This is a genomic window from Methylophilus sp. UBA6697 (genome assembly GCF_002454655.1).
Classification (GTDB): Bacteria; Pseudomonadota; Gammaproteobacteria; order Burkholderiales; family Methylophilaceae; genus Methylophilus.
On record NZ_DKJH01000003.1, the window covers coordinates 159863 to 176077 of the forward strand.

The following is a 16215-nucleotide window of genomic DNA, read 5'->3' on the forward strand; positions in this document are numbered from 1 at the left end:
AGGGTTCCCGATCTTTCGCTTGTGCTTTTACGCTTATTCTCTTGGTAAACGATCGCGCCCCTGTGGCCGCATCAATTCTTGCGGATACAGGCAACTGACGTATCCAAGCGCCTGCCGCAAGTGTTCTACCTGATCAACATCCACTTTGCCCTCAGTCACAAATAAGATGAAGGCCTGACGTTGTGCGTCTGGCAGCATCGCCGCCTGCGGCAGTTGGCAGCTGCCATTTTGCATTTTCTGATAAGCCAGGTTGAGCAAGCTCAGTGTCACCGGATCTACGGTGCCGCCATGTGGCTGATCGGCGGCCATTTCCAGCGGTGACATCGCTGGTTCTAGCTGTTTTTGCTTGAGTGGCGCGAACGCCATCCAAACCACACATGCACTCACTAACAAGCCAAACGACAGCGAGCGCTGAAACGCTGGCTGCGCTAACTGGCTATGCACAGACTGGTCAAATAAATGCCAGGCCTGCGGGCTACCTGTCTGTGATTGCACCTGTATCGCCCCCACCGCCAGGAAAAACCATTGGTCGAGCAGGGTAGGTGACAAGCTCGCCACCGATTGCTGCTGTGCCTGGTCTACCATCTGGCGGATCGTGGCAATATCCTGCACATTCAGTACATTGCTTGCACCACCTTCTGCCAGGCGCTGCCGGTTCCAGCGCGTCAGTTCATCACGTAGCCTGTAAAACGGCGCATGCCTGCCCCATTGCTTTAATCCGAGTGCCCATAACCCATGCGTTGCATAGGTTTTGCAAGTGCGCCCGTATCGCTGCCTGGTCTGATTCCCTATTGTTAGTAAATTCACCATAACCCCTAAAAATCCGCTTGCTTTTTTTTCGATGGCTGCAGTAGACTAGAAAAGAAGTGAACAGACCTGTCTGCATATTATCGCGGTCACACGCAAAATGCAACTGGTTGTCAACACACTCTATTCCAGAGGCTACTTTGCCATCATAGCGCTGGCTGAATTTGTAAACAAGGGATCATCATGACATCTGTCTCTATTGCAACACAATTGGCGGAATGGCGCGATCATGCGCTCACGCTTGAAAATGAAGTGAAAAAAGTCGTTGTTGGCCAGGATAAAGCCATCCGCGCCATTAATATTGCCATCTTTGCCCGTGGCCACGTGCTGCTGGAAGGCGGTGTTGGCGTGGGTAAAACCACCTTGCTGCAATCGATTGCACGCGGTTTGGGTGGTGCTTATGAGCGTATTGAGGGCACGGTGGATTTAATGCCAAATGACCTGATTTACCACACCTTTTTAGGGGAAGATGGCCGCCCAAAAGTAGAGGAAGGCCCTTTGTTGCGTGCCGGTGAACAGTTATCGGTATTTTTCTTTAACGAGATCAACCGCGCACGGCCGCAAGTGCATGCCTTGATGCTACGTGTGATGGCCGAGCGCCATGTACATGCGTTCAAAAAAGAATACCGCTTGCCGCACATGCTGGTGTTTGCTGACCGCAACCAGGTCGAAAAGAACGAAACCTTTGAAATTCCTTCTGCGGCGCGTGACCGTTTTATGATGGAAATCCCGATTGAGATTCCGGAAGACCGTGATTTGCGCAAGGCATTGATGTTTGACGTCAAGTTTCAGCATGCTGAACGCCTGACCCAGCAAGTGCAAGGCGGGGTATTGGCCTATGACCAGCTGAATGCGTTTTCTGATGTGCTGCAAAGCCATATTCGTGCCAGTGATGTGCTGGAAGATTATGCATTGGACTTATGGCAAGCGACGCAGTCTCCGGCGGCATTTGGCATCCAGCTCGATAGTGTGGATGTGAGCCGTTTGATTCATACCGGTGCCAGCCCGCGCGGTATGGGCATGTTGCTGAAAGCAGCGCGTGTACATGCCTGGCTGATGCAACGCGATAGCCTGTATCCGGAAGATATTCATGCGGTATTCCACGAGATTATCGCGCATCGCCTGGTATTGAACCCGATGTTTGAGAGCCGCCGTACCCAGCTTTCACGTGAACTTACCAACCAGATTCTGGCCAATGTCAGCGTGCCAGCACGGGCCAAAGCAGCATGATTCCGGCCAACGCGCAGCCGTTTTTTTACCAGGTGCCATGGCGCTCTGCCAGTGTGCATGCTGGTGAGCATTTAGGCATACAGCGTGGGCCTGGTGACGAGTTCAGCAAGCACGTCTCCCTGGTTGATTACCCGGATGCCAGGCGGCTAGATTTACGCCAAACCTTGCGTGATCCCTACGAGCAGGTGCAGGTGCGGGTATTCAAGCAGGAAGCGTCGACGCCCTTGTATGCGATCTGCGATATGTCTAGCTCGATGCAGTTTCAGGGCCAGGTAAGCAAGTTGGCGACGGTGCAAGCCGTTGCCGCTTCGATCGCCTGCTCGGCACATGAAAACAGCGATTTGTTTGGCATGGTGAGCTATGACCAGACAGTGATTCCGCAACTAAGCCTGGCCCCCGGTCATCATGCGCACCAGTCATTTGCCACCATAGACCAACTGGCCGGATTTCATAATTCACGCAAGGATGGCCAGGGCATTGTGGAAGCGACCGGCTGGCTGGGTCAGCAAAAAGGCTTGGTGTTCTGGATTTCAGACTTTCACTTGCCACTGGCCCTGATTGAGCGTGGCCTTAATGGCATGTCCAGCCACCAGGTGATTCCGGTGGTGTTATGGGACCCGCAAGAGTATGAGCGTTTGCCACGCTTTGGCTTTGGTAATTTACAAGACCCGGAAACCGGCCTGCAAAAAACCATTTTTTTCCGCCAGGCCATTCGTGCCCAGTTTGCCGAGCAGTTTGAGCAGCGCAAGCAGGCGCTGGATCAACTGTTCGCACGTTTTGATATTCGTCCGCTCTATGTCGCCGGACAATTTGAAGCCAGCTTGCTGTCGGACTATTTTGAACAACTTATTCATTAGCGTGCCATGGTTAAAGAGAAGGTACCAGAGTGAAACAGAAGGTGCCGGCGTGAAGCAAAACCGAAGTGAGAAAAAACCATGCTGAAACAGAAAGTATCGTGATGAAACAGATTTTATTAGGATGGCTGGCGACTTGCCTGATGGCAACACCAGCTTGGGCCGACACAGAAGCCCCCGCTAAATCATTGCCAGCAGTGAAAGTCGTCAGTGTGCATAACCCTGCACAATATGCGGGCATACAGCTGGGCGATGTGTTGCAACGTCGCATACAACTGGCAGTCGCTGCGCAGGACCAGCTCAACGACAGCAGCTTGCCGCTGAAAGGCTTGCAGCGCAATGGCATCGAGTTGCGCCAGTTGCAAGTCAGCAGTGAGTCACAGGCGGACAAAAAGATATACACGCTGGTATTTGATTACCAGGTATTTGCCAGTAGCGGTAAACCTACTCAGTTACAGCTACCGGCTGAACGCATTAGCTTTAACAGCGGTGCCGCGGCAGAGTTACCCGCCTGGCGTTTTTGGCTGATGGCACAATTGCCTGACCGTTTGCAACCGGCCAAACCGACTGTGATTGCCCAATATCGCGCCAGTGTGCTGGATACACAAGCCATACAGTGCTGGTTGCGTGTCAGTGTCTTGCTGGTAGTGGTTGGCGGCTTGGTATTGCTTTACCGTAATGCCGATTGGACCTGGTTGCCAATGATGAATGGACACTTTGCCAAGGCGTATCACCGTTTGAAACGTTTGCCTGCAACGGCAGAAGGACAAAAGCAGGCAGCACTGATTGTGCAGCATGCGTTTAACCAGCATTATGGTCAGCAAATGCTGGGCAGCCAGGTGAGTGCATTTGTACAGCAGCAACCGGTGTTCCAATCGCTAGAAACGCAGATACAGACGTTTTTTACACAGGCGAATGCGGTGCTGTATGGCGGGCAACTGCCTGCTGCGGCCGAATACCTGCAGCAATGCAAAACGCTGACGCGTCAGTTACGCGATTGTGAACGGAGGGTGTGATGCATTGTTTACACCCGTGGTTTTTGCTGTTGTTGCCAGTAGCGGCGGTACCGTTCCTGCTCAAAAGCCGGCATGCACAAACTTATTCCTGGCTGGAGATGGTGCCAGCAGATGCGTTTTCTGACCGCATCAATCTGTTGGTAAAGGCGGCCACCAGCCTGTTATTGCTATGCCTGGTACTGGCCTTGGCCGGGCCACAAGGCGATAGCCATCAGGAGCAAAAAATCGGTAAGGGTGCGCAAAGTGTGTTTGTGATTGACCGCAGCGTAAGTATGGATCACCCGTTTGCCGGGCAGGCCACCGGCGGCCATGCGGCAGAAATCAAGTCGGCTGCGGCCAGGCGCCTGATTACGGCGTTTATTGATTCACGACCGGACGATATGATGGGCGTGGTCGGTTTTACCAACTCCGCGTTGTATGGCATGAAAATCACCACCAACCGTGACGGTATACACGCTGCGATTCAGGCCGCGACCGGGCCTGCGCTTAACCAGACCAATATTGGTGCGGGCATTACCAATGCCGTGACCCTGTTTGAAAATATCGCCAGCACTGGTTCACGCGCGATTGTGCTGTTGTCGGATGGTGCAGGTAAGTTGAGCCCGCGTGTGAAATACCAGATCCGCAAGCAATTGGTCGGTAAGAAACTTAATTTGTACTGGATTGTGCTGCGCGAACCGGATGACATCAGTATTTTTACCCAAAATACTTACGATGATGACCATCTGCCGGAAGCGATTGCACTGGATCGTTTTTTCCAGTCATTGAATGTGAAATACAAAGCATTTGAGGCGGATAACGCGACGGCACTGGAATCTGCATTGCGCGAAATTGATGCCAAAGAAAAAAATGTGATTCAGTACGAAGTCATTATTCCTGGCCATGATTATGCCAAAGACTTGATGATTATCGCGTTCATTTTGGGCCTGGGCCTGGTGTTGATTAAACAGATAAAGGTGTATTAATGACAATCTATCGAAAAAATGCCAATTGGTTATGGGCTGGCTTAACCACACTTGGCCTGTTAGGCGTGTTGTATTTTGGCTGGCAATTGCATCAGTTGCGCGCGCTTAACCAGCAGATTCAAAGCGGTGTTGTGATCAAGCAGGGCGGTTCACCTGCCTTGCAGAAATTTACTGCTGCGTATGATCAAGGTTTGCATGGTGACTACAAACACGCGGTACAAACCTATGGCCAGGCGCTGGAGTTGTCTCCGCCTGCCAGTGAGTTGCCGCATATCCACTTTAATATCGGCAATAACCTGTTTTTGTCCGGCCTGGTGCGCACGGTGAATGAAGATGGCACGTTTCAGGATGAAGCACGTTACGCCTTCACCCAGGCCAAAATTGCTTATGAGCAATCATTACGCTTGCAGCCAGATGACAAAGCGGCCAAGTTCAACCTGGCCTTGTTGCACTCTGTCATGGCGCGCGGTATGCAGGGCGCGAGCAAAGAGCAATCGCATATGGAACTGAGTAACCTGCCGATAGGATTGCCATAATGAAGTACTTTGCCTGGTTAAAACAACATTATGAGCCGGTGTTGTATGGGCTGGCCCTGGTGTTAGTGCTGTTGGCGCTGGTTAAACCTGAAATTCAGCTGCGGCAACAGGTACAGCACTATTTGTTGATTGCTGATATTTCGCAAAGCATGAATGCCGAGGACGAAACGCTGAAGCAACAGGCCGTGAGCCGCCTGGCCTATAGCCAGCACTTGATGAAGCAACTGGTACATAAGTCACCCTGTGGCACTTATTTCAGCCTGGGCATTTTTGCCTCGGACAATATTGCCATGCTGCAAACGCCGCTCGAAGTGTGCAAGAACCTGGATGTGATCAGTGACGGCATAGACCACCTGGAATGGCGCATGGCCTGGAAGGGCAATAGCCGTCTCAGTTTTGCCGTGCATGCGGCGACGCATGTGTATGATGCGCTCAATCAGCCAGCCCAAATGTTATTTTTTACTGATGGCGATGAAGCGCCGCGCGTGAATGTGACGATTAAGCAGGACTTGAGTGGCGTGCAGATTGGTGAGTTTTTTACTTTTATTGGCGTTGGCGGCCCGCAAAAGGTGGCGATTCCACGCTATAACTCGGCCAATAAACGGGTAGGGGATTGGCCAGTGAGTGACAATAACAACGCCGGGGCGGTGGGTGTGACGTATGCTGACCCGAGCCAGGATGAACCGGACCCGCCCGTGGCCTATGCCGAGTATGACCGCATGCTATCGCAGCTGGAAGAAGATTATCTGAAGTCGCTGGCCGATGAGTTTAAGGGCAGTTATCTGAAAGGTGCCGATAACGAGGCGTTTTACCGTGCATTGGCAGGTAAGCCAGCCACCGCCAGCTTTGTGACGGACTACCCGTTGCGCGCTATTTATCTGTTGCTGGCCTTATTGTTGATATTGGCCACTTATCTGCCTGACTTACGCTTCCGGCGCCAGGCAGCGGCCATTTAAATATTAGACTTAATCGCCAGCGGCTACCAGCGTTAAGCAGGTGATTTCCGACGGTGAGCCAAAGCGGTTAGGCGGGCCCCAATAGCCGGTACCACGGTTGACGTAAATCCACAGGTCTTGCAGGCGGTGCAGGCCTGCCACATAAGGTTGTTGTAGCGGTACAAAGTATTTCCATGGCCAGAATTGTCCGCCGTGGGTATGGCCAGAGAGTTGCAAATCAAAGCCCGCCGCCTCGGCAGCCTCTGCGCTGCGTGGCTGGTGCGCCAGTAATATCTTGGGCGCATCTGCGGGCGCGCCGGCAATGGCGGCTTGCGGATCACTGTGATGGTCGTCATAGAAACTGCCTGCCGTATAGTCAGTCACGCCAGCCAATACCAGGGTGGCGCCTTCATGCGACAGTTTTACGTGTTCATTGAGTAACACACGTACACCGAGGCGTTCCAGTTCATTGATCCAGGCTAGCGCGCCTGAATAATACTCATGGTTGCCTGTGACAAAAAAACTGCCATGGCGTGCTTCAAGCGTTGCCAATGGGCGCGTATGCTCTGCGAGTTCATGCACGCGGCCATCGACCAGGTCGCCGGTGATCGCAATCAGGTCTGCTTCTAAGGAGTTCACCTGTTGCACAATGCGGGAAAGATAGCCTTGCTTGATGGTTGGGCCAACATGAATATCGCTGATCTGCACAATACGGAATCCCTGCAAGCTCACTGGCAAATCGCGTAGTGGCACGGTGACATTGACCACGCGCGCCAGTTTGCGCGCATTAAAGAAGCCAATGATGCTGATGACAAAGGCTGCCGTGACTGCCAGTAAGGCTGACTGTTTTTCAAGGGCAGTGAAATCAATTTGCACCACATGTAATGCGTGCAAGCCTGCCATCACCAGCAGTAATACATCACGCAAGACCGTGAATACCAGCAGGGACGAGAATAGCCCCATCACGGTCATTGCCACCCAGCTTACGCCATCACGCAAGGACTGGTTGATGAAGCCGCGTGCCAGAAATGCCAAGGGTTGTAATAACGCAGAGGCGGCTAATCCCGCCCAGCCGAGCCAGAGAACAATACTTGGCCATGAGAGTTGCCCTAACAGGCGCGAACCAATGTAATAGTGTAAAAGACCCACCAGCGTGGTGGTGACGATCAGAAAGCGGAGTGGCGGCATGCGTATGAATCCAGAGAAACGTCGAAGGCGAGCTAGTCTTTAGATGGCGCCAATGCCAATAGATTCAAGTCCAGCGGCTATTTCGCTAACAATCTGGCTGGTTAGACCATTGATGCTGATAGTGCTCAAAGGCACTAATGGCGCGCGTAGGGCGCAGGCGGGCATCTTGCAGGCATTTACGGCGCCAGTCATCGAGTTGCTCCATGCCCAGGTTGATATGCTCGGCATGCAGTGATGGAAAGTGGCCGTTAAGCAGTTGCGGCAGGTCCTGCAACGCCAATGTGACCTGGTCACGGTAGTACCCAAGTTTGTGTTCAAACTCGTTATCCAGCCTGCAGTAACGGCGCAGCAGGTATTGTGGAATACGTGACAGGCGCAAGGCCTGGTCTGCACTGGCCAGGCGAGAGACTGCTTTATTCACCGTGTCGGCTTCGCATTGCAATGATTGTGTCAGCGTGTCTACAATGGTCTTGCGGTGTATACGCAGCAGTTTGCCAGGGGTAGGCAGGTCTGGCATATGCAGGTAGGCATCCATGGCCCACTCGGCAGCCGCATGGGTGAGCAGGCTATGGTGCTGCCATTTGGCCTCAAAGGTCGGCACAAAGTGCTGGTGGGCAACCACGTCTGTCAGCAGATGCAGGTTGTAGCCGATGCCCAGTGCCAGTTGCCTATCGTTTTTGGTATGCAATAGTTGTTGGCCGATGCCCCAGCCATGGCTATGGTTAAACGTGCGCGATACCACGGCCAGGTCGGGCAGGCAGGCGCCAGCCATTACCAGTGTCGGGTAACGCCGCATGACGCCCAGCCAGGGCAGTGGCAACAGCGGCAAGGCCTGCAGCCACTGGTGTGTATAGGCAACATGCGAATACAAGCCCCAGGCATGTGCTTCACTTGGCAGGGCCAGTAACAGTAGCAAAATAATGGTCAGGGTGCGGAGTGACATGCGCGCACTTTGCGCCTGCTAAATGACAGTTAGATGAAATCTGTATGACGTTGATATGAAAGCAGTTTTTGTCATAAAAGCATCATGAGCTCTTGTTAAGCTATGTGAGATTTGTTAACTCGGAATCCTGCATGAAAATATTGATGATTTCAGATGTGTACTTCCCGCGCGTGAATGGGGTGTCTACCAGCATCCGTACCTTTGCCGAGAGCTTGCGCGAGCAGGGTCATGTCGTCCATCTGATTGCACCGCAGTATCCTGCTCAGCCGGGCCAGCCACTGTCGGCAGACGAGGCCTGGATTACCCGCATAGACGCCCGCAAAATCGTGTTCGATCCAGAAGACTATTTAATGAAATGGTCAGCCTTGGTGACTTACATCAACAGCCTGCATCCAGGTGATTATGACCTGGTACATATCCATACGCCTTTTATTGCACATTATGCCGGGCTCAAGATTGGTAAGCGTTTGCAAGTGCCCGTGGTGGAAACCTACCACACCTTTTTTGAAGATTATATGCATCATTATTTGCCTTGGGTGCCACGCCAATGGGCGGTGCGCATTGCGCAATTGGTGTCACGCAAGCAATGCCAGCAGGTGGATACCGTGGTATCTCCTTCAGCGCAGATGCGGGAGGTCTTGCAGCAATATGGTGTTACCACACCTATCACGGTCATCCCGACTGGCTTGGATGCTTCGCGCTTTATTCCCGGTGATGGTGCCGCGTTCAGGGAGAAGTATGGTATCCCGGCACAACGTCCTTTATTGATGTTTGTTGGCCGTGTGGCTTATGAAAAAAACATACAGTTCTTGCTCGAAATGCTATCGCTGGTGATTCAGGATCACCCCGAGGTGTTGCTGGTGATTACCGGTGAAGGCCCGGCCGAGGCGATGTTGAAGAAAATGGCGCGTGATAATGGGCTGCAGTCGCACGTGATGTTCCTCGGCTACCTGGATCGCGCCGTTGGCCTGAACGCAGCCTATCAGGCGGCAGATATTTTTGTGTTTGCTTCCAAGAGCGAAACACAAGGCTTGGTATTGCTAGAAGCCATGGCGCAGTCTACCCCTGTGGTGGCAATTGCCGAACTGGGTACAGCCTCCATTTTACGTCAGGAGCAGGGTGCCTTGATTGCGAAAGATGATGAGTTGCACTTTGCCGAACAAGTACAAACCTTGCTCATAGATCATCAATTGCGTGAGCGCGTTGGTAAACAGGGTAAGCGCTATGTGGAGCAAGTGTGGTCCAGCGACGCACAAGCAAACAAACTGCTTGAGTGCTATGAGCGCCTGATGCTGACGCATATGCCCATGGCTGCGTCTGCCGCTGCCTAAGCATAGCGGCCTCATTAAAATCCTGATTTTGTGCGGGGAGGCTTGACGGTCAGCCGCCTGCCCGCCAAGATATGGACAGACTTGTATTGATGCAAGCGTAACCTATCAGGAGAAATCAACCATGTTTACCCCAGACACCTGCTGCACGCTGGTTCCTTATTTTGAAGTGCCTACCGAGAACCTCGCCGCATTTAAGGCACTAGGTGCCCAGTTTTTAGACAAGACCCGTAACGAAGCCGACTGTATGCACTATGCATTTTCATTCAGTGGCAATATTGCGCATTGCCGCGAAGGCTATGCCAGTGCAGAGGGCATTCTTGCGCATTTGGACAACGTGGCTGAGCCACTGGGGGAAGCGCTCAAACTGGCGAAGTTGATTCGCCTGGAAGTGCACGCACCGGCGACAGAAGTGGAAAAGCTCAAAGCACCTTTAGCCGCATTGAGCCCACAGTTTTTTGTACTGGAAGCAGGCATCCGCCGCCAATAAATATGGCTGCATAGCAATAAAAAACGCCACCAATAAAAAAACGCCACATAGTGTGGCGTTTTTTATTCGATCTTTTAAATTAGCCAAACTTGCCGGTAATGTAGTCTTCGGTTTCTTTACGGCCAGGGTTAGTAAAGATTTTGTCGGTATCGTCATACTCGATCAACTCACCCAGGTACATATACGCGGTGTAGTCGGATACGCGCGCTGCCTGTTGCATATTATGCGTCACCACCAAGATCGTCAGCTTGCTACGCAGTTCTACCATCAGTTCTTCAATGTTAGCGGTCGCAATCGGGTCCAGTGCTGAAGTGGGCTCGTCAAACAGCATGATTTCCGGGTCGGTGGCCAAGGCACGGGCGATACACAAGCGTTGTTGCTGGCCGCCGGACAGGTTGAATGCCAGGTCGTGCAAACGGTCTTTGACCTCGTTCCATAAAGCCGCGCCTTTGAGCGCTTCTTCTACTTTGTCGTCCATGATGCGTTTGTTGTTTTCACCACGCACGCGCAGGCCGTAAGCCACGTTTTCGTAGATGGATTTCGGAAACGGATTAGGTTTCTGGAACACCATGCTGATACGCATGCGCACTTCAATCGGGTCTACGCCTGAATCCAGCACATTCGTGTTGTCCGGGTGCATCACAATCTCGCCCTGGTATTTATTACCAGGATATAAATCGTGCATGCGGTTAAAACAGCGCAGGAAGGTAGATTTTCCGCAACCGGATGGGCCAATCAGCGCCGTGATTTTATTTTCATATAAAGGCATGGAGATGCCTTTGAGTGCGCGTGCGCCGTTGCTATAAAAAAAGTTTAAATCGCGTGCTTCGGCTTTTATTGCAGTTGTGACAGTGGCCATGGAGTTTCCTAAATCTTATGTGGCATTACCATTTAATATTTTTACGAATTTTGTAGCGCAACCAGATAGCTGCACCGTTCATTAACAGCGTGACAACGATAATCAGTGCACCGGTGGCAGCCGCATTGACATGAAATGCATGGTCAGGGCGCGACAGCCAGTTAAACATTTGAATCGGCATCACGGTAAAGCCTGAAGACAACCATTCAAAATTAAGGAATGGGGGTTCAGTCGTGATCGGGCTTGGTGGCAAGAAGGCGATAAACGTCAGTGCACCAATGGTAATAATCGGCGCAGTTTCACCCAGGGCACGCGCCATGCCGATAATAATACCGGTCAGGATACCGCCGTAAGAGTATTTGAATACATGATCGTAAACGACTTGCCATTTGGTCGCGCCGACGCCATAAGCAGCTTCGCGGATAGACACCGGAATAGCGCGGATGGCCTCACGGGTCGAGACAATGACAATCGGCAGAATGAGCAAGCCCAAGGTTAAACCGGCGGTCAGAATGCTTTGGCCGAAGTCCAGCATGTAGACAAACAAGCCCAGTGCCAGCAAGCCGTAAATGATAGAAGGCACGCCTGCCAGGTTAGACACGTTGATTTCAATCAGGTCGGTAAACCAGTTTTTTGGTGCGTATTCTTCCAGGTATAAGCCAGCAGCGACACCAATGGGTACGGCGGTCAGAAACGTGACAGACATCACCAGTAACGAGCCAACCCAAGCTGAAAGTAGACCGGCACGGCCAGCACGGCGCGAAGGGAATTCAGTTAAAAAATCCAGGTTAAATTTTGGATGCCCATCGGCAATCAGTTGCCAGAACAGCAACATCAGTGTCATTAAACCCAGCATCAGGCAAATCAGGCCCAGGGTGGCAAACAGTGTGTCATTGCGCTTGTGGCGTTTAATCATGGCGCGGACGTCGGCCAGATTTTCGAGGACAGAAGCTTTATGTTCCATGATTTTTTATTTCCGCATTGGCCAGTAGTCTGGCTACTGGCAGTGTATGGTGGTTATATGTCAGCAATGAGACAGTTTATTAGTAGCTTTCGCGGTATTTTTTGCGTACCCAGTGGCCAAAAATGTTGAATGACAGAGTCATGGCCATCAATACCAGGCCTGCTGCAAAAATACTTTGATAACCGATACTGCCATGTGGCAAGTCACCCATGGCCACCTGTACGATATAAGCGGTAATGGTCGCTGCACTATCCAGCGGGTTAAAGGTCAGGTTAGGTTGCTGGCCAGCGGCAATCGCGACTACCATGGTTTCGCCCACCGCGCGTGAAATCGCCAGAATATACGCTGCCACAATGCCGGAAATTGCCGCCGGTGTGACCACTTTAATTGCTGTCTGGAAACGTGTCGCACCCATGGCATAAGAGCCTTCACGCATACTCATCGGTACGGCGCGCATGGCATCTTCAGACATGGAGGCAATGTACGGAATAATCATGATGCCCATCACCATACCCGCACCCAGCATGTTGAAGCTCGGCAGGTCAGGGTAGATGCTTTGTAGTAAAGGGGTCACAAAAAACAGCGCGAAATAGCCAAATACGACCGTAGGCACGCCGACTAATAATTCCAGGATAGGCTTGATGATTTCGCGCGTTTTGTGTGAAGCAAATTCAGACAGGAAAATCGCTGAAATGGTACCAATCGGCACGGCAACGGCCAGTGCAATGGCTGAGGTAGTCAGGGTGCCGGATACCAGCGGCATAATGCCGTAGTGCGCATCTTCAAATAAGGGTGTCCATTGCGTATCGGTAAAAAACTCGATGACGGACACTGTTTTGAAAAAACTCAGCGATTCGTACAGCAACACGCCGACAATCGCAAATGTGGTGGCGACAGCGACCAGGGCTGCCATCATCAGGATCAGTTCAATAATCCGCTCTTTGACATTGCGGCGGATATTTTTCGCCAGTCTGGGGCTGATGGTCAGTTGCACGGGAGCTTGCATTGCTTGGGTCGCCATAGTGTGTTGATCTTTTACTAATGATCAAGAGTATTGATCTGCCAGGGAAGAATTTTAGCGGATAATCCGCGGTTCAGGCCGAGTCATCACTAAAAAAGGGGCATTGCAGCCCCTTTTTTATGATTACTTGATGCGGGATAACAAGTCAGTAATCTTGATACCGACTTCAGAGGTGCCGTTGAAGCCAGTGCCTGGTTTCATTGCCTTGAAGTGTTCTTTCACGGCAGTGTAATCTGCTTTTGGCAGTGGCACATATTTCACTTCTTTCACCAGTTCTGGCGCGTTTTCCAGGTAATAGTTAACGAAGGCTTTCACTTCTGGTCTGAAGGCCGCTGAGGTGGCGTTCACATAAATAAACAGCGGGCGGGATAATGGCTGGTATGTACCATCCATCACAGTAGCTTCGGATGGCAGTACTGGTTTACCACCTTCTTTAGCCACCACAGGTACCGCTTTCAGCTTGTCCGTGTTTTCCAGGTAGTAAGCCAGGCCGAAGTAGGCCATGCCACCTGCGTTACCGGCTACGCCTTGTACCAATACGTTGTCATCTTCAGACGGTGTGTAGTCAGTACGGCTGGCTTTGGCTTTGCCATTGATTGCTTCTGTAAAGTAATCAAAGGTACCAGAGGCGGTGCCTGGGCCATACAGATTAATGGCTTTGTCTGGGTAAGTGGCGTTCACTTCTTTCCAGCTTTTCACTTTAGAGCCTGGCTCCCAGATTTTTTTCAGTTCTGCGACGGTGATTTGTTTCACCCAGTCGTTTTTACCGTTCACGACCACGGTCAATGCATCGTAAGCGATAGGCAATTCAATAAACTGTACGCCGCCTTCTTTACACGCATCAATTTCTTTTTGTGAAATAGGGCGGGACGCATCTGAAATATCGGTTTCGCCACGGCAGAACTTCTTAAAACCGCCGCCAGTGCCAGATTCGCCGACAGTGACCTTCACGCCTTTGGCGCGTTGGAATTCTTCAGCGACGGCTTCGGTAATCGGGTAAACCGTACTGGAACCATCAATCTTGATGATTTTGTCCGCAGCCGTTGCTGAGTGCGTGAAGCTAAATGCCTGAACGATCAGACCGGCCATTAAAGTATTGCGGAACAAACGGGTTTTCATCTATACACTCCTGTGTTTGGTGTTGTCTGTTGTGATGCACGAAATCATAAAAACTTAATATGACAGAAATGTGACAAAAAATAAAAAAGGCGCAGTCTGCGCCCCTTTTTATCACTGATTTTCCTTACAGCAAGCTTTCACCAATATGATAGGCAATCGCCGCCATGATCGCGGCACAAGGAATGGTGAGCACCCATGCCCAGACAATGCGTGACGCCAGGCCCCAGCGTACGGCCGTCATGCGGCGTGATAAGCCGACGCCGACGATCGCACCGGTAATCGTATGGGTGGTCGAGACCGGAATCCCTAAACTTGTCGCCAGGAATAAGGCAATCGAGCCTGAGGTTTGCGCAGCGAAGCCACCGGTCGGGCGGATCTTGGTGATGCCCATACCCATCGTACGCACAATGCGCCAGCCACCAAACAGCGTGCCCAGGCCCATCGCTAGCTGACAGGCAATGACGACCCAGAACGGGACGTGGAAGTCACCGTGCAAATAGCCATTGGCAAACAGTAATACGGTGATGATGCCCATGGTTTTCTGCGCGTCATTAGCGCCGTGGCCAAGACTGAACAATGAAGATGAAATAAATTGCAGTTTGTTAAACCGGCTTTCGATTTTGTAAGGTGACGACTTTTGAAACACCCACATAATGCCAATCGATAACAGCAACGCGAGTATCATGCCAAACAGTGGCGACAGGATAATGGCAATGCCGGTGCTGATCAGCTTGCTGCCGATAATCACGCCTTTGGTGCCAGAATGTGCCATGCCTGCGCCAATCAGGCCGCCAATCAGTGCGTGAGATGAAGAAGAGGGAATGCCAAACCACCAGGTGATCACATTCCAGGCAATGGCGCCAAACAGCGCACCAAAAATGACGGTGTTATTGACGATGTTCGGGTCAATAATGCCTTTGCCCACCGTATCGGCCACATGCAGGCCAAAAAACATAAACGCGACAAAGTTGAAAAAAGCGGCCCAGATTACTGCCGCCTGCGGAGTCAATAAACGGGTGGACACCATGAGCGCAATCGAGTTGGCCGCATCGTGAAAACCGTTCATAAAGTCAAAAATCAGGGCGACGAAGACTAGCACCGCCATGACTAAAATCACATGATCCATGTTGAGTTCCTGGTGACGGTGTTAGATGCGTTCAAGCACAACGCCATGGATGACGTCAGCCACGTCTTCACAGCTGTCTACGGCCTCTTCAAACAGGTCATATAATTGTTTTGAGCGGATTAAGGTGCGGGCATCATGGTCTTCTTCAAACAGCCTGTGCATGCCGGAGCGCATGATATGGTCGGCTTCGCCTTCAATCTTGCTGATCTCTTCACAGGTACGCAAAATGCGCTCGGCATTTTTCATGTCAGACAACATGTGTACGGCGTCCTGGACTTTTTCAGCGGCACGCAACAGGATTTGCGCCAGGGCGACCATCTCAGGGGTGAATTTGCTATGGCCGTAAATTTCCACGCTTTGCGGAATGGCTTCCATATAGTCGATGATGTCATCCAGCGCCATCGCCAGCTCACGAATTTCGCGGCGGTCAAACGGGGTGATAAAGGTTTTGTGCAAGGACAGCAGGATTTCCTTGGTGTACTCATCTGCCTCGGATTCAATATCGCGAATATCAGAGAAATGTTTCTGGAAACTTGCCTGATCGACTTCCGCAGCCATCAGGGCCAGCACTTTGGAACCACGCACCGCACAATCGGCCAGACGGTTAAACAGTACAAAATAGTTATCGTTTCTGGGGCTGATTGCAGCCATGATGCGGCCAAAAGTGGCATTCGCCATTGGGTACTCCCTAGTGGTTTCAAAGTTTTGTGACAGGGATTTTACTATTTTGTGACAATGTTTGTGACAAAAATCTGTATCTGATATGGAATACAAGGCATGTTTTGGCGCTGAATCAGCGTTTTAGCTGCGGTATAATAGTGGTTTTTACACAAT

17 protein-coding genes are annotated in these 16215 nt (G+C 51.5%); 8 read left to right on the forward strand and 9 right to left on the reverse strand.

Annotation, left to right across the window (positions count from 1 at the left end):
* Positions 1–33: 33 nt before the first annotated feature.
* A complete protein-coding gene (locus tag B3355_RS02100; protein ID WP_292779752.1) occupies positions 34–810 on the reverse strand; it encodes a hypothetical protein in 777 nt (258 codons plus the stop codon).
* Positions 811–990: 180 nt separating this feature from the next.
* Here B3355_RS02100 and B3355_RS02105 point away from each other — a divergent pair, with 180 nt between their 5' ends.
* From B3355_RS02105 to B3355_RS02130, 6 genes are all read left to right on the forward strand, one after another.
* A complete protein-coding gene (locus tag B3355_RS02105) occupies positions 991–2037 on the forward strand; it encodes an AAA family ATPase (protein ID WP_292779754.1) in 1047 nt (348 codons plus the stop codon).
* Positions 2034–2894 carry a DUF58 domain-containing protein gene (locus tag B3355_RS02110; protein WP_019881839.1) on the forward strand — a complete coding sequence of 287 codons (861 nt, stop codon included), beginning with the start codon at positions 2034–2036 and terminating at the stop codon, positions 2892–2894. The genes B3355_RS02105 and B3355_RS02110 overlap by 4 nt, the downstream gene beginning before the upstream one ends.
* A 101-nt stretch (positions 2895–2995) precedes the next feature.
* Complete coding sequence (locus B3355_RS02115; RefSeq protein ID WP_292779757.1) at positions 2996–3907, forward strand: hypothetical protein; 912 nt, start codon at positions 2996–2998, stop codon at positions 3905–3907.
* Complete coding sequence (locus B3355_RS02120; RefSeq protein ID WP_292779758.1) at positions 3907–4872, forward strand: vWA domain-containing protein; 966 nt, start codon at positions 3907–3909, stop codon at positions 4870–4872. Before B3355_RS02115 ends, B3355_RS02120 begins: the two co-directional genes overlap by 1 nt.
* Positions 4872–5408 carry a hypothetical protein gene (locus B3355_RS02125; RefSeq protein WP_292779759.1) on the forward strand — a complete coding sequence of 179 codons (537 nt, stop codon included), beginning with the start codon at positions 4872–4874 and terminating at the stop codon, positions 5406–5408. The genes B3355_RS02120 and B3355_RS02125 overlap by 1 nt, the downstream gene beginning before the upstream one ends.
* Positions 5408–6364 (forward strand): vWA domain-containing protein, encoded by a 957-nt coding sequence (locus tag B3355_RS02130; protein WP_292779761.1) that lies wholly within the window; start codon positions 5408–5410, stop codon positions 6362–6364. Before B3355_RS02125 ends, B3355_RS02130 begins: the two co-directional genes overlap by 1 nt.
* Positions 6365–6373: 9 nt before the next feature.
* On the opposite strand, the gene B3355_RS02135 is transcribed toward B3355_RS02130, so the two are convergent.
* Positions 6374–7531, reverse strand: coding sequence for a metallophosphoesterase (locus B3355_RS02135; protein WP_292779763.1), 1158 nt, complete (start codon positions 7529–7531; stop codon positions 6374–6376).
* 85 nt (positions 7532–7616) lie between these two features.
* Positions 7617–8474, reverse strand: a complete 858-nt coding sequence (locus B3355_RS02140; RefSeq protein ID WP_292779765.1) for a zinc dependent phospholipase C family protein — start codon at positions 8472–8474, stop codon at positions 7617–7619.
* A 131-nt stretch (positions 8475–8605) separates the two neighbouring features.
* On the opposite strand from B3355_RS02140, the gene B3355_RS02145 reads away from it, so the two are divergent.
* Positions 8606–9805 carry a glycosyltransferase gene (locus B3355_RS02145; protein ID WP_292779767.1) on the forward strand — a complete coding sequence of 400 codons (1200 nt, stop codon included), beginning with the start codon at positions 8606–8608 and terminating at the stop codon, positions 9803–9805.
* A 121-nt stretch (positions 9806–9926) separates the two neighbouring features.
* On the forward strand, positions 9927–10292 hold the full coding sequence (locus tag B3355_RS02150) for a putative quinol monooxygenase (RefSeq protein ID WP_292779769.1): 366 nt from the start codon (positions 9927–9929) through the stop codon (positions 10290–10292).
* A 79-nt stretch (positions 10293–10371) separates the two neighbouring features.
* Here B3355_RS02150 and pstB read toward each other — a convergent pair whose 3' ends face one another.
* The 6 genes from pstB to B3355_RS02180 form a co-directional block, all read right to left on the reverse strand.
* A complete protein-coding gene (gene pstB / locus B3355_RS02155) occupies positions 10372–11151 on the reverse strand; it encodes a phosphate ABC transporter ATP-binding protein PstB (protein ID WP_019881850.1) in 780 nt (259 codons plus the stop codon).
* A 25-nt stretch (positions 11152–11176) separates the two neighbouring features.
* Entirely contained in the window at positions 11177–12115 is a 939-nt protein-coding gene (gene pstA / locus B3355_RS02160; RefSeq protein ID WP_019881851.1) for a phosphate ABC transporter permease PstA, read from the reverse strand.
* A 79-nt stretch (positions 12116–12194) separates the two neighbouring features.
* Positions 12195–13121 carry a phosphate ABC transporter permease subunit PstC gene (gene pstC / locus B3355_RS02165; RefSeq protein WP_292779894.1) on the reverse strand — a complete coding sequence of 309 codons (927 nt, stop codon included), beginning with the start codon at positions 13119–13121 and terminating at the stop codon, positions 12195–12197.
* Positions 13122–13259: 138 nt separating this feature from the next.
* Positions 13260–14255 carry a PstS family phosphate ABC transporter substrate-binding protein gene (locus B3355_RS02170; RefSeq protein ID WP_019881853.1) on the reverse strand — a complete coding sequence of 332 codons (996 nt, stop codon included), beginning with the start codon at positions 14253–14255 and terminating at the stop codon, positions 13260–13262.
* A 124-nt stretch (positions 14256–14379) separates the two neighbouring features.
* On the reverse strand, positions 14380–15381 hold the full coding sequence (locus tag B3355_RS02175) for an inorganic phosphate transporter (protein WP_019881854.1): 1002 nt from the start codon (positions 15379–15381) through the stop codon (positions 14380–14382).
* 21 nt (positions 15382–15402) lie between these two features.
* Positions 15403–16059 carry a DUF47 domain-containing protein gene (locus B3355_RS02180; RefSeq protein WP_019881855.1) on the reverse strand — a complete coding sequence of 219 codons (657 nt, stop codon included), beginning with the start codon at positions 16057–16059 and terminating at the stop codon, positions 15403–15405.
* Positions 16060–16215 lie beyond the last annotated feature (156 nt).

What these genes read in the sequence shown, in the direction of transcription:
- B3355_RS02180 (WP_019881855.1), bottom strand. Translation starts at nt 16,059, where the DNA reads ATGGCGAATGCCACTTTTGGCCGCATCATGGCTGCAATCAGCCCCAGA.
- B3355_RS02135 (WP_292779763.1), bottom strand. Translation starts at nt 7,531, where the DNA reads ATGCCGCCACTCCGCTTTCTGATCGTCACCACCACGCTGGTGGGTCTT.
- B3355_RS02150 (WP_292779769.1), top strand. Translation starts at nt 9,927, where the DNA reads ATGTTTACCCCAGACACCTGCTGCACGCTGGTTCCTTATTTTGAAGTG.
- B3355_RS02130 (WP_292779761.1), top strand. Translation starts at nt 5,408, where the DNA reads ATGAAGTACTTTGCCTGGTTAAAACAACATTATGAGCCGGTGTTGTAT.
- B3355_RS02115 (WP_292779757.1), top strand. Translation starts at nt 2,996, where the DNA reads ATGAAACAGATTTTATTAGGATGGCTGGCGACTTGCCTGATGGCAACA.
- pstB (WP_019881850.1), bottom strand. Translation starts at nt 11,151, where the DNA reads ATGGCCACTGTCACAACTGCAATAAAAGCCGAAGCACGCGATTTAAAC.
- B3355_RS02110 (WP_019881839.1), top strand. Translation starts at nt 2,034, where the DNA reads ATGATTCCGGCCAACGCGCAGCCGTTTTTTTACCAGGTGCCATGGCGC.
- B3355_RS02175 (WP_019881854.1), bottom strand. Translation starts at nt 15,381, where the DNA reads ATGGATCATGTGATTTTAGTCATGGCGGTGCTAGTCTTCGTCGCCCTG.
- B3355_RS02100 (WP_292779752.1), bottom strand. Translation starts at nt 810, where the DNA reads ATGGTGAATTTACTAACAATAGGGAATCAGACCAGGCAGCGATACGGG.
- B3355_RS02105 (WP_292779754.1), top strand. Translation starts at nt 991, where the DNA reads ATGACATCTGTCTCTATTGCAACACAATTGGCGGAATGGCGCGATCAT.
- B3355_RS02120 (WP_292779758.1), top strand. Translation starts at nt 3,907, where the DNA reads ATGCATTGTTTACACCCGTGGTTTTTGCTGTTGTTGCCAGTAGCGGCG.
- pstA (WP_019881851.1), bottom strand. Translation starts at nt 12,115, where the DNA reads ATGGAACATAAAGCTTCTGTCCTCGAAAATCTGGCCGACGTCCGCGCC.
- B3355_RS02145 (WP_292779767.1), top strand. Translation starts at nt 8,606, where the DNA reads ATGAAAATATTGATGATTTCAGATGTGTACTTCCCGCGCGTGAATGGG.
- B3355_RS02140 (WP_292779765.1), bottom strand. Translation starts at nt 8,474, where the DNA reads ATGTCACTCCGCACCCTGACCATTATTTTGCTACTGTTACTGGCCCTG.
- B3355_RS02170 (WP_019881853.1), bottom strand. Translation starts at nt 14,255, where the DNA reads ATGAAAACCCGTTTGTTCCGCAATACTTTAATGGCCGGTCTGATCGTT.
- pstC (WP_292779894.1), bottom strand. Translation starts at nt 13,121, where the DNA reads ATGCAAGCTCCCGTGCAACTGACCATCAGCCCCAGACTGGCGAAAAAT.
- B3355_RS02125 (WP_292779759.1), top strand. Translation starts at nt 4,872, where the DNA reads ATGACAATCTATCGAAAAAATGCCAATTGGTTATGGGCTGGCTTAACC.